Origin of the sequence: Vibrio sp. 661 (assembly GCF_033339315.1) — a bacterium.
Lineage (GTDB): Bacteria > Pseudomonadota > Gammaproteobacteria > Enterobacterales > Vibrionaceae > Vibrio > Vibrio alginolyticus.
This window is the reverse complement of record NZ_JAWOUJ010000029.1, coordinates 1-12901: the sequence shown is the minus strand read 5'-3', so window position 1 is coordinate 12901 and position 12901 is coordinate 1. Positions and strand designations below refer to the sequence as shown.

14 protein-coding genes are annotated in these 12901 nt (G+C 40.4%); all 14 read right to left on the bottom strand.

All coding sequences use genetic code 11. The annotated features are described in order from the left end of the window. Positions 1 to 23: 23 nt before the first annotated feature. Positions 24 to 308, bottom strand: a complete 285-nt coding sequence (locus tag R7P69_RS23770; RefSeq protein WP_017448465.1) for a MazG nucleotide pyrophosphohydrolase domain-containing protein — start codon at positions 306 to 308, stop codon at positions 24 to 26. Between the two features lie 1181 nt (positions 309 to 1489). Beyond that, positions 1490 to 2005 carry a hypothetical protein gene (locus tag R7P69_RS23765; RefSeq protein ID WP_140358469.1) on the bottom strand — a complete coding sequence of 172 codons (516 nt, stop codon included), beginning with the start codon at positions 2003 to 2005 and terminating at the stop codon, positions 1490 to 1492. 656 nt (positions 2006 to 2661) lie between these two features. Further along, positions 2662 to 3090, bottom strand: coding sequence for a tetratricopeptide repeat protein (locus R7P69_RS23760; RefSeq protein ID WP_238952000.1), 429 nt, complete (start codon positions 3088 to 3090; stop codon positions 2662 to 2664). Positions 3091 to 3229: 139 nt separating this feature from the next. Further along, on the bottom strand, positions 3230 to 3760 hold the full coding sequence (locus tag R7P69_RS23755; RefSeq protein WP_054702813.1) for a hypothetical protein: 531 nt from the start codon (positions 3758 to 3760) through the stop codon (positions 3230 to 3232). 141 nt (positions 3761 to 3901) lie between these two features. After that, entirely contained in the window at positions 3902 to 4348 is a 447-nt protein-coding gene (locus R7P69_RS23750) for a hypothetical protein (protein ID WP_238952001.1), read from the bottom strand. A gap of 141 nt (positions 4349 to 4489) precedes the next feature. Continuing rightward, entirely contained in the window at positions 4490 to 5134 is a 645-nt protein-coding gene (locus R7P69_RS23745) for a hypothetical protein (RefSeq protein WP_238952002.1), read from the bottom strand. A 718-nt stretch (positions 5135 to 5852) separates the two neighbouring features. Beyond that, positions 5853 to 6221: a VOC family protein gene (locus R7P69_RS23740; protein WP_229619628.1), complete on the bottom strand. Its 369-nt coding sequence runs from the start codon at positions 6219 to 6221 to the stop codon at positions 5853 to 5855. Between the two features lie 154 nt (positions 6222 to 6375). Next, positions 6376 to 6723: a hypothetical protein gene (locus R7P69_RS23735; RefSeq protein WP_053304305.1), complete on the bottom strand. Its 348-nt coding sequence runs from the start codon at positions 6721 to 6723 to the stop codon at positions 6376 to 6378. 192 nt (positions 6724 to 6915) lie between these two features. Beyond that, the gene (locus R7P69_RS23730; RefSeq protein ID WP_238952003.1) at positions 6916 to 7149 is read right to left on the bottom strand and encodes a hypothetical protein; all 234 of its coding nucleotides are present in this window, start codon (positions 7147 to 7149) and stop codon (positions 6916 to 6918) included. Between the two features lie 1628 nt (positions 7150 to 8777). Continuing rightward, positions 8778 to 9179: an HIT family protein gene (locus tag R7P69_RS23725; protein WP_023585550.1), complete on the bottom strand. Its 402-nt coding sequence runs from the start codon at positions 9177 to 9179 to the stop codon at positions 8778 to 8780. A gap of 150 nt (positions 9180 to 9329) precedes the next feature. Then, on the bottom strand, positions 9330 to 10472 hold the full coding sequence (locus tag R7P69_RS23720) for a Shedu anti-phage system protein SduA domain-containing protein (protein WP_238952006.1): 1143 nt from the start codon (positions 10470 to 10472) through the stop codon (positions 9330 to 9332). 161 nt (positions 10473 to 10633) lie between these two features. Further along, complete coding sequence (locus R7P69_RS23715; RefSeq protein WP_025768909.1) at positions 10634 to 11101, bottom strand: NUDIX domain-containing protein; 468 nt, start codon at positions 11099 to 11101, stop codon at positions 10634 to 10636. Positions 11102 to 11788: 687 nt separating this feature from the next. After that, a complete protein-coding gene (locus R7P69_RS23710; RefSeq protein WP_053306455.1) occupies positions 11789 to 12079 on the bottom strand; it encodes a TM2 domain-containing protein in 291 nt (96 codons plus the stop codon). 271 nt (positions 12080 to 12350) lie between these two features. Further along, on the bottom strand, positions 12351 to 12707 hold the full coding sequence (locus R7P69_RS23705) for a hypothetical protein (RefSeq protein WP_020198239.1): 357 nt from the start codon (positions 12705 to 12707) through the stop codon (positions 12351 to 12353). Positions 12708 to 12901 lie beyond the last annotated feature (194 nt).

Genomic DNA, 12901 nt, shown 5'->3' with positions numbered 1-12901 from the left:
TTGAACAATTTGTTATACGCGTTCTATCGGTTGTACTTAACCTTGTTCAATACTTCTTTTAGTTCATGCGTTTTCTCAAGGTTTACACCGTGAATATTGGCTAAAGCACAAACATAATACAAGACGTCATATAACTCTTCTGCGATTGAACCTTTAAGTTCATCTAGCGTTGGTTGCCCACTTTTACCTTTGCGAATAGATTCCGATAATTCGCCAACTTCTTCGATTAGTTTTAAAAAATAGTGTTCAGATTGCTCTGGCGCATAATCGAATTCTTTTATATGACTTTGTAACTCAGATAACTTCATAACGTCCTTTGTGTATCATTTCCCATAAAGCGTATAACGCCGCGTTAAGTAGTGAGCGACGCCTACACCTAACCCAATTCATTACACCTTAAACACAAAACTCAATTTGAACTGAGAATGCCAAGCGTTGCGAATCTGTCTTAAACGCTTTGTTATGTACGTACGAACCGTCACGCTTTTTTACCTAGCCCAGGTGCACCACCAGATTGAACGATTTGAATAGAATCCATTTTTTTGTGCCCTCTAAACATGGCAAATTCTTTTTGAGATATTTTAGATTGATACGAATCTAGGTTCGACGTCTGCGCTAAGTGCTCACATAATTTTTTTAAAGCAGGCTTTTCTTCAACTTATATTCTGCTTTTTTATTACCTTTTCTAACTTCAATGATAAGAGAACCCAAGAGTGTCCGAGTACGTCTAAACTCTTTGATGTTACTAAAACCAAAAAGCTTAGCCTCTTTGATGTCATTACAATTCTTTACCATTTGATATATTCCATAAAGTACATAACGCCCTGTTAAGGGGTGAGCAATGCAATACCGAAGCTGCCGCATACCACCTTAACCACTTAAACCAACGCATAGTAAAAATGCCACGCGTTGCGAATCCCTCTTGAACAGTTTGTTAGGCATCTTGTCACCACAAACTACTTACCCGTTTTGCACCTAATTAACTTCCAAAATGAAAGCATGAAAATAACCAACGAGAGAACAATATGAAGCATCGGTATGCCTCTATACCAAACATCAGACTCTACCAAATGATAATCAAATTCTTTGCCACACAAATGATGACCTTCAATGGTCGTTTCAATTACAAAAGGAGCCCAGAAATAAGTTACCAACAAAGCAATTAAGGGCGTAATCCATATAAATTTTGAACCTCTATTTTCTCGAAGAAGCCTGACTATGATGAGAATGAACAGTACTGAGCCATACATTATCGAAGCATAAAAACGCCCATCATCTCCCTGTGTGCAAGTACCCGAAACTGCACCAAGTGATACCAAAAGACCAAACAATATTATCAATATCGAGCTGTACATTTGTAACCTTTGATGCCTAACGCCCTGTTAAGGGGTGAGCAACGCAATACAACAGCCGCCGCATACCACCTTAAACACTAAAACCAACGCATAGTAAAAATGCCACGCGTTGCGAATCCCTCTTAAACAGATTGTTAACTTTTTTTTGCCAACTTAACTTTCCCTTTTCTGTTTCTGATCAGTCGCGATATAGGTGAAAAAGCCATCTCATCTAACTCTCGGGTAAGTTGACTATGAGAAAAGCCATAGAGAGCAGAAAGTCCATTAATTGTTCTTGCAATCCAGTCTTTAGCTTCCTCTTTTGTCATCGTCCCTTTAGTTAAGGGCTCATTTACAACTGAAAAGAAAGTATCAGCCATTATAGTGGCTGTTCCACCAAAGTTTGCGCCTTTGACCTTATGATACAGAATTAGCCCCTCATGAAAGTATTCACGAAAATATTTTTCAAGATTCTCACTCATATCTTCTTTTTGAATTTCACCTTGGAGCATATATAAATTTTTTAAATATACTTCAACATCTGCAAGTACAGCAGTTCTTCTTGCGTAGAGAATCTCGAACGTTTTAAGCCTTAACTGATTAATATACGTAAGATAGCCTGCAACAATTGCAGTAATAACAGTAAGATAAGGGATAATATTTATATCCATATTGCCTCGTTATATGATTAAAAAGTTAACGCCCAATTAAGTAGTGAGCAACGCACTACAAAAGCCACCGCATTGCGCCATAAACACAAAACTCACCGCAAACCAAAACTGCCACGCGTTGCGAATCTGCTTAAATTGTTTGTTATGCGATTTTTCGACAATGCTAAATTGGCTTGCGAAAACATTACCTTAAACACGAAAAACCACAAACGCGTAGATAACTTTTTGTGATTCAAGAACCAACGGAGTCAACATTTTGTATAAAGACCGCCACAAGCACGGAACGCGACATTAAAGCGAAGAATAAGCTTTTGCTTGCGAGAAATTTAATGAGCCGAAATTTCAGCAAGCACCGACTTTCCGTAAACTTGCCCTTTCCACACTTTACGCCCGAAAAACTTTCCAAGACCAAATACGATTTTCGATGAGGAAACTTCACGAACTTTGGCATGTTTTGCGGTTTGAGTGATTCAAGAATTTGAGCCGAAAATGCTGATTTGCCGAAACCCAAAAACGAATGGCCAAAGAGATTAAATTTAAAGAAACCTAGAAATTTTGCCTTGTCGCATAACGCCGCATTAAGGTGTGAGTGGCGCTTGGCTATACTTGAGCGAAGCGAAACTGCCAAGCGTTACGAATCACTCTTAAATGCTTTGTTAGGCCTGACTTTTTTCAAATAGCTGTTTTGCTTTTTCAAGTCTTTCAGACAATTTGGCTGGTCCAACTCCAGGAGCTTTAGGCTGAGATGAATAACGCTCGAGAATGGCTACTTCTAGGTCATAACGCTTCTGTTTTCGATAAATGATGGCTAATTGTTCATAGTACCAAGGAGCAACACCCCAACCTTCACCAGCAAACTTTGATTCTTTTTCTGTTAACTCAACTGACTCAAGGAGAATTTCAATAGCTTCGTCAAACCGGCCTTCTCTCTTTAATTGCTTCACCAGTTCTGGGGTATCCGTGTAATGGCGACCATTGTTAGTCCCAGCATCACGAATAGACTGCTGATAATCATTGAACTCTTCAACAAAGTCTTCAGCTTCATTCTTATGCTTTCTTCTGAAGATATTTTTAAACCACTTCACTTACTATTTCCTTTTTAAGGCCTAACGCCCTGTTAAGGTGTGAGCAACGCAATACCAATGCTCCCGCATACCACCTTAACCACTAAAACTAACGCATAGTAAAAATGCCACGCGTTGCGAATCACTCTTAAACAGTTTGTTATGTGTTGGCTAAATTGACAGAAAGACTATTCTCACTATGATCAATTTTTAGCTTAACATTCTTCCCGCTTGCCACGCTTAAGAAGACATTGAGAACATTAACCAATTGAATGTAATACAGTTCTTTCTTACTGTCATAGTCAGAAACAAAATAGAACCCCACACAGAAGCTCTCATCAGGCACAAATGGCGAAAAGTGAACGCTATGAACAAATTGGTGGCACATTTTCTTTAGGCTAAACAGCTTAGCAAAGCCCTTGCTGTGATTGTAATTACGAATCCATTTTTCTGATTTAGCTTCTTCGCAAGAAGGATAAGCTGTTAATGTCCAATTCAGGCTGGATACGCGTTGATCCAAATGCCCGCTTTCCTGTAACTTCCGAATAGCGTAAAACCCAACAAATATCGATTTTTCAACCTCATATTCTAGCCGTTCACTCCACTCTCCAGAGCGATAAAGTCCCTCTAGAAAATGTGCTGAGGCTTTAAGTTCATCCAGCCAATATTGCTTTAGACGTGCATCAATCATTATTACCTCGTAAACACATAACGCCGCGTTAAGTAGTGAGCAACGCCACCACCTAACCTAAACCAATCCACCGTAAACACAAAATTCAACTTGAACTGAAAATGCCGAGCGTTGCGAATCTGTCTTAAACGCTTTGTTAGCTTAAACAAATACCACTGCATTATTCAAAGCATGGATCCCCAAAGTAACCAAAAATGCAGCCCTAAATGATTTTTTACGCCAAGTTAAATAAGATATAGAAAGTATGAAGAACAAAAATAGAACGCCAAAGCCGTTCAGCACATTATTCAAAGTGTGCAACACTCCCCATATAAGCGCGCTAACCACTGATGTCATCAACACTTCTAACTTTAACATTTGTATAAACTTCAGTATTGGTATCATTAGAAGTGTTTCGATAGCTGGACCAATAATAACCAGAAATAGTAGTGACGACTCCTGTTGCCTGCCCTCCATAGCTGCAAACTCTGAACTCCAAATATATGATGCAAGAAAAACAAGAGGAAAAGTTACACACGCGTGCAATAAGTATGATTTTGCAATATATCCGATTGCACTTTGATTTGTATGAAACAAAAATTTAAACATCCCACTAAACTTCCATGTTTGAGCTAACGCCCGCTTAAGTGGTGAGCAACGCTACCACAACACTCAATTATTACACCTTAAACACAAAAGCTAAATAAAACCAAAACCGCCAAGCGTTGCGAATCCGTCTTAAAGCGTTTGTTAGGCTTTGTACTGTTCACCGTATGTCGCTTTGACAAACTCCAGAAAGACAACTTGGTTTATCTTTAAAGCTTGTTCGATCGTTACATGCGTAATCTTATCAATTTCACCTAACTGTTTTATAACATCAGGGTGTTCCCAGTTTAAACCCGATCTGCACAATATTGAGTAAATAGCCCATAGTCGATCATGTTGCCACACCAACATTTGGCAAGCATTAAAACATTTATCGAAGTCTCTAATTTCGAATACCTGAGCTTTAACAATTAACGAACGAATTCTATGCACTGATGCATTACAAGGTATTAAGTTGTCTTTCAGTTGTAGAGCAGCCGCAGCCCCTGACTTTTCGATATATCGAACTAATTGAGGATGTTTCAATTCAAGATTTAACTCCATGTCATATTGCATGCTATCGATTGCTATTCGAATATACTGGAGGTGCTGAGTCGGCACGCTAATATGTTGGACGAATTCATGAACAGCATCAGTCAACTCATCGAGTAACCCTGTAATTTTCTGCACTTTAAGCTGCTTTTTCCAAGTAGACATTGCTATCCAAGCAATAACGAATGTGCCAACACCTGTGAGAAGCTGGATGATTTCACCCCAGTCCCAAGCGAGAATTCTACATATTAGTTCCAAATATCACCTCATTTGATGAAAAGCCTAACGCCGCATTAAGGTGCGAACAACGCAAAACACCTAACCCAAACCATTGCACCTTAAACACTAAACCCAAGTTTAAACTGAGATCGCCAAGCGTTGTGAGTCACTCTTAAATGCTTTGTTAGGCGCTTCACGCAAATAGTTAAAATTGGATTTAGAAAACCACCCTTTGGGAAAAAGAAATACACGTAATCCACTGAACTTAATTAAAACCCCAATGCTAAAGCGGCTAAGTCTCTGAAGCCCACTGCAACCAAAACACCAAAGAAATTGGCTTTTCAGCACATAAAAATGGAATTTGAAAAGGCTAACTTTCAGAACAACATTTCAGCCAATAAACGTATTTCGAAGACAGACAAAATTGAAGCGACTTGATCCAGAGAAACTAACAACAAACTGGCTACAAAACTGAGTGAGGCAACCCGCAAACTTTGGCATGTTTTACGGGTTGAGTGATTCAAGAACTTGGCTAGATAAAGCCAAATTGCCGAAAAAGAAGAACAGATGGCCAAAGAGAAATTAGAGATTTGAACCAAGAAATTTCTTACTGCGCCTAACGCCGCGTTAAGGGGTGAACAACGCAATGCCACCCAAATTAAACCATTGTGCCATAAACACAAAAGCTAAACTTTGAACCAAAACCAGCAAGCGTTGAGAATCCCTCTTGAACGCTTTGTTATATGCGTAGTTTCAACTACACAAAGACTGCTTCAAGTTTGTTTCCATCAACATCTCGGACAAACGCCGCGTAGTAAGTTTCACCGTACTCAGGACGCAAACCTGGCTTGCCTGCACACGAACCACCAAGCTCTAATGCGGTAGCATAAAACTGGTCAACGGCATCTTGATTAGGCGCATTGAAAGCAATGTGAGTACCATTACCTGAAGATGCACGATTTTCACATGGACAACCAACCCAAAACTCAAAATTTTCGCCGTAGGCAGCCGCTACATTTTCGATGCAATGAGAACGTTTTATGGACAAAGCGGATAGAACTGAGTCGTAAAAAACCACGGCAGATGCCACATTTGAAACGCCAACTGAGACGTGATTTAGAATCATTTTAAACTCCCTTTTGCTCAAAGATTTTGAAAGCATATAACGCCCTGTTAAGGTGTGAGCAACGCAATGCCGAAGCCTCCGCATACCACCTTAAACACATAAGCCAACGCATAGTAAAAATGCCACGCGTTGCGAATCACTCTTAAACAGTTTGTTATGTTCGTACAACAATGTTTAACGCAATTACATCAAGTTGCCCTAACTCATTAAAGTTAAGCCGAAAGTGCTTGTAGCCTTCGTCGCAATTGATTATTTCTGATTGGACATGTTGCTTGAGCCAAAGAGATGAGCATATTTCATAACAGCTGTCGTCTCGCTCTCCCTCAAGTAAATCAAATACCATCTGCCACTTGCATGCGACGTAATCGGTAAAATATAGTTTTACCGTTTTTTCCTGCCAATCTTTAAACTCAGCTCTTAAATCGCCTTCTTCTTGATGGATTTCAGGATATTCTGCATCTGCAGTAGAAAACCCCAAATCTAGCATTTTAACTGTTTCCATATCCCTTCCTAGCCCAGAGAACATAACGCCCTGTTAAGGTGTGAGCAACATAATACCGATGCCGCAGCATACCATCTTAATCACTTAAACTAACGCATGATGAAAATGCCATGCGTTGCGAATCACTCTTGAACAGTTTGTTAGTATTCAGACCCAACCTGTTACACCTAACTTAGAAAGAAGTCTTACTTATCAGTTCTCTATCGTTTTGATCCCACAGTTTAAACAGATCGTATGCCGAGAAAACTCATCCATAGAAGCTAAAAATGGACCAACTGCCCAACCTTTGATTAACCCAGCAATAAACTCTTTACGCTTTTGATGTTTTACACCAGCAAAAGGACTTGGGTTCCTAATCAATACGGTAATATGTTTGGATTTAATGTTACAAGCAGAATACTGATATTTGTCTATCTGATGAAGCACTAATTTTCCTCCTGAATACTAACGCCGCGTTAAGGGGCAGCAACGCACTGCCACCAAACTTCAATTTACCACCGAAAACACAAACACCAAGACTTGAGCCAAACTCGCCACGCGTTGACTGTCCCTCTTGAACGCCTTGTTAGCTTAATTAATGCAAGCCATTGCATATCAAAAAACTGACCTACTACACTATGAAGTAGGAGCTTGAGACAGACAACTGAGCCGAATTTACAGGTTTGAGCTTTGAATTACCTTGAACTAAACCAAAACCGCCGAGCGTGGAGACTCACGGAACTTCACACACCAAAGCTGACATTTGAATTGCTGATTTCACGCGAGGACTTTGTCACTGACACCTAACGAGGCGATACTTGAATTTGCACCGCCTTGATATCTAACCGATAACCGATAACCGATAACCGATAACCGATAACCGATAACCGATAACCGATACAGCTTAGATAAGAACAAGGCGAGTACAAGATAAAATATTGCCAGAGCACGATATTTCGATTTAGTTCGGCGCTAAACATTAGCTATAAGATTCTGATTATTAGAGAGTAAGCTAACGCCGCGTTAAGGGGCAGCAACGCACTACCGCCAAACTTCAATTTACCACCGCAAACACAAATGCCAAGACTGGAGCCAAATTCGCCACGCGTTGACTGTCCCTCTTGAACGCCTTGTTAGCTTATTTCATGCAAACCATTGTATACCAAAAAACTGACCCTACTGCGCCATGAAGTATGAACTTGAGACATACCACTGAGCCGAATTTACAGGTTTGAGCTTTGAATTACCTTGCACCATGCTAAAACCGCCGAGCGTGGAGACTCACGGAACTTCACACACAAAAACTGACATTTGAATTGCTGATTTCACACGAGGACTTTGTCACTTACACCTAAACGAGGCGATACTTGAATTTGCACTGCCTTAATATCAAACCGCTACAGTTTAGTTAGGCACAAGACGAGCACAAGATAAAACATTCCCAGATCTCAATATTTCGGTTTAGTTCGGAGCTAAACACTTGCTATAAGATTCTGATTTTTTGGAGATTAAGCTAACGCCTTGTTAAGGTGTGAGGCACGCAATACCGAAGCTTCCGCATACCACCTTAACCACTAAAATCAACGCATGGTAAAAATGCCACGCGTGCCGAATCACTCTTAAACAATTTGTTATATGCCTAGTCACAGGTTTCAATGAATGATGTTATCAACAAGCCTGCTAATTCAGGACTTCAAACTTACAAGCTAAACATTCATTCCCATCGACGTACTCAGAGAACCAATAATGTGGGTCTTTCACCTCACGGTAAGTCGCAAGACTATATTGCTGAGAGAATCGGTACTTCAATATGATAAGCCTGCGACACTTAGGTGGCCATTCAGCTTTCTCTAAAATGACATTTCTATTAGCCAGTTCTGACTTTAAAATCTCGTTCAAAAACACGCTTTCGAACATTTAATTTGTCCTCATGGCATATAACGCCTTGTTAAGGTGCGAGGCACGCAATACCTAAGCCACCGCATACCACCTTAACCACTAAAACCAACGCATGACAAAAATGCCACGCGTGCCGAATCACTCTTGAACAATTTGTTAGCATACTTTTTCAATGCTCATAGATCTTTAAGTGATTCTCTTAGTTTATCCATAGTTTGAATTCCAAGTTCACTACTAACCCAACCGTACTGGTCGCCATGAAACCTAGGGAAAATATGCAAATGGTAGTGATCGAGCTCGTTGAAATGAGGTGTCTCTCCATTGTTTTGCATAAAGCCGATACCATCGGGATTGAACTTAGCTTCTATACGTTTATATAAATCTCTTGCAACGTCGGTGATCTCAAAAAACACAGACTCAGGCAGGTCAATGAAAGTACGGTATTGAGTCTTAGGACAAATTAAAATATGCCCAAAGTTGATTGGATCATGGTCTGCAAAAGCTATAACTTGGTCAGATTCGTACACGATGACCGAGTCAATTTCACGATTAACAATTTGTTCGACTATCGTAGCCATCTGAACTCCTATCAAAGTATGCTAACGCCCTGTTAAGGTGTGAGCAACGCAATACTGAAGCTGCCGCATCCCCCCTTAAACACATAACGCAACGCATAGCAAAAATGCCAAGCGTTGCGAATCACTCTTAAATGCTTTGTTAGCAGCGTTCTATTTGTTTGCTCTATGCTCATTAAGAACAATGAATGATGCTCTTTCAAATAACTCGTCGTAGGTAATGATTTCTACGTTTCGAGAGTCTCGACGGAAAAGTTCGAGAGTTTTGCGCTTCATTTTTTTGATGCCTGGGGGCTCCGCTGCATTATCAACCTGTGCCCAGTTGCCAACAATTAGAACCGTTTTCGAGTCATAAGCATTCTGATTTATTTCGCTGTAATCGTCTGCATATAGATCTCGAGTTGTTTCAATCTTGAGCGTTCCGCTAGCTTTTTGTTCCAGAATTTGTGAGTAAGCTTCCATCAATTCTTTTGATAGTTTCCAACTCTGCGCTCTATTTTGAGCAGTTCCAAACAATGGGGTTGTAGGTAACTTAAGTTCGACAAACGTTGTGAATTTATTGTCACCCATTAAGAAATCTGCAATAACACCTTCACTGCCACCCGCATTAGTATCAGACGCGTGAAACTCCTTTTGTAAGACACCTTGGAATCGGTAGTCTAAACCATAACCGAATATCCATTGATTCACCGCGAAGAAATGCTGCCATGCAGTCTCGTCTTTTGTATTTGGCTTACCGATATCGACTTTATACTGAGGTAGATAGTTTGACGACAGTAGTTTTTTGAATATTTCTAACTGTGACTTCCGATAACCCGTATTCACAAGATCCTGAGTAGTGATCATTCCTTGCGACAATAAATCCCTAACAACTTCTCCACCATCAGAACCTGAAAGTAGTGTGGTTATTTTCTGTTTTGTCTCGGCATCAAGCACATCCATTGAATCATCGGATAGCTTAATACGTCGCTCTGCTATCCCCTTCAAATCAAGTTCTTGAATGAAATTCAAGAACGTTTTCAATTGCTGCATATTGAACTTGGAAAGTTCAATAACTTGCTTCTCCTGACCGCTGACTAACTTGCATAGCTTAATGCCCTCAATGTCATCTTTTTCTTTCAGATAGACAACTTTCATCATTGTCCGAGGAGCTAGCTGAATATGAAACTCTTTCTCGTCAGAGAAAATAACTTGGAAAAACCTACCTTTCTCGAAGGTGTGATTATAGAGAGTCTCTAATTTAGAGTTTCTTATCACATCTTCTTCTGTAGGCTTAAAATTAGGAATTTCAAACACCGATAACCTCTTATCTATCGTTTACTTGGAAGCTGCTAACGCCTTGTTAAGGTGTGAGGCACGCAATACCTAAGCCACCGCATACCACCTTAACCACTGAACCTAACGCATAGTAAAAATGCCACGCGTGCCGAATCACTCTTGAACAATTTGTTAGCTTTCTAGCCAACGAAGTACGCTGAATCATTTTCTGCAAACAAACAATCCAACGGGTAAGGCAGCTCAAGCCTTGGCATATTTCCTTTTGAAAACCATTTAAGGCATACCATTTCATCATCAAGTGCGGATTGAGAACAACTTTCTACTACACATTTGAACATGATGACTGTGTATTCAACTTGATCACCATTTGGGTATGTAAAACCAAAACCCTCACCGCCGAATACACCAAGTAGGCGTTCTACTTTTACAGCCAAACCTGTTTCCTCGCGAACTTCCCTGATCAATGCTTGCACTGGCGACTCTTGAGGTTCAATCATTCCGGCTGGAAGGCTCCATGTGCCATCTGATTTTTGCTGAAGTAGTAGCTCTTTGTTTTCATTTAAAATGACACCCGCAACGCCGGGGATAAGAAGTGACATTGTTCCAACCTTAGAACGAACCTCTTTGATATAGTCACTTGAGCTCAATTTTCCTCCTTGAAAGCTAACGCCGCATTAAGGGGCAGCAACGCGCTACCGCCAAACTTCAATTTAACACCGTAAACGCAGATGCCAAGATTTAAATTAAACTCGCCACGCGTTGACTGTCCCTCTTGAATGCTTTGTTAGTTGCCAAGCCTAACGCTTTGATTTGAAGTTAATTGCCGCTTTGCCAACACGAACTTTACGTGTTTTGGCAAACTTAAATCAGGCGCAGTTTCAAAGCGACTGTCACTGAAACCACTTGGAACACAAAACGCCGTAGAAAGCGGACTGACAAAACCTAAGAGCTCTTTTGGAAAGACAATGCTACAGAGCGAGCTTTCAACAAGTAAATCGGCTTCTGAAACAGAAACCCCAAACCACACAAGAAACTAAAACACGATTTTGACAAACCCAAATCGCTAGAAATTGAAATACGGCAACCTAGCCAACAATACACGGACATTAACCCTAAATATTCTGCATTAGCTGAGTTTTCCTCGTTGGTAACTAACGTCCTGTTAAGGTGTGAGCAACGCAATGCCGAAGCCGCCGCAAACCACCTTAAACACAAAAACGCAACGCATAGCAAAAATGCCATGCGTTGCGAATCACTCTTAAACAGATTGTTAACTGGCTAACCTAACGACCTATGCGAAAGTTAAGTTGGCTCGCAAACACTAACTTGATTCGTTAGTTTTGATATCTTGTTTCAAACTTCTCATCTGATTCACAGAGGTAAATAATAAACTCGATAAAAGCGATGATTGCAGGGATCAACGTCCAACAAAATACTAAGTACAGAATACCTTGACCAATCTTACCTAGATAGAACTTATGTGCCCCGAACCCACCGAGAAAGAACGCTAAAAGTGCTGCTGCAATTCTACTTTTTTCGCCTTGGACACCCTTTTGTTGAGCTCCGCAACTAGGGCAAGCTCTAGCCGTTTCGTGAATCTCTTTTCCACAACCACTACAAAACATTTTTTCTCTCCATTCTTAAAATGCTTTACATATTGATTGCTGATAATATTCAAAAAAGCACATAGCACCATGATTCACATCAAGAATACTTGAATAAAAAGAATGGGATGAGACAGATGGCTACAAAGTGCCAGTTAACGCCCTGTTAAGGTGTGAGCAACGCAATACCGAAGCTCCCGCATACCACCTTAACCACTAAAACCAACGCATAGTAAAAATGCCACGCGTTGCGAATCACTCTTAAACAGTTTGTTATGTGCGTACTAACCCGTTATGACAAACTCGCTTCAAGTTCAGCATCACTTAAATAACGATGTCCTTGGTTTAAGCCTTTAATCTTTTTGAACATAAACTTTGGCATATCTGGAGCAAAGATTTCCTTCTCGTTCCAGCACTTCCCACCTAAGAATATATAGCGACCATCGCTACCGGAATGATGTTCTGGGTTGTTGTCGAACGTAGACAATTCAGCGGTAACGTCCTCAATAACACTTACTACCTGACCTTTGATGACACCTAGAACTCGATACACTTCATGAGCTTTATCTCCACATTTCCATGCTTGTCGAGTTCCCATTTCGTAGCCGTGCTTTGCTACACCATCATGCACATGTACAACAATATTCATCGTAAATTTAGTTAAGCAACAAAGCGAACATTATACTATATGTTTTGGGGTAAGCACATAACGCCCTGTTAAGGTGTGAGCAACGCAATACCGAAGCCGCCGCATACCACCTTAACCACTAAAACCAACGCATAATAAAAATGCCACGCGTTGCGAATCACTCTTAAACAGTTTGTTATGCCTATGCTAACCAC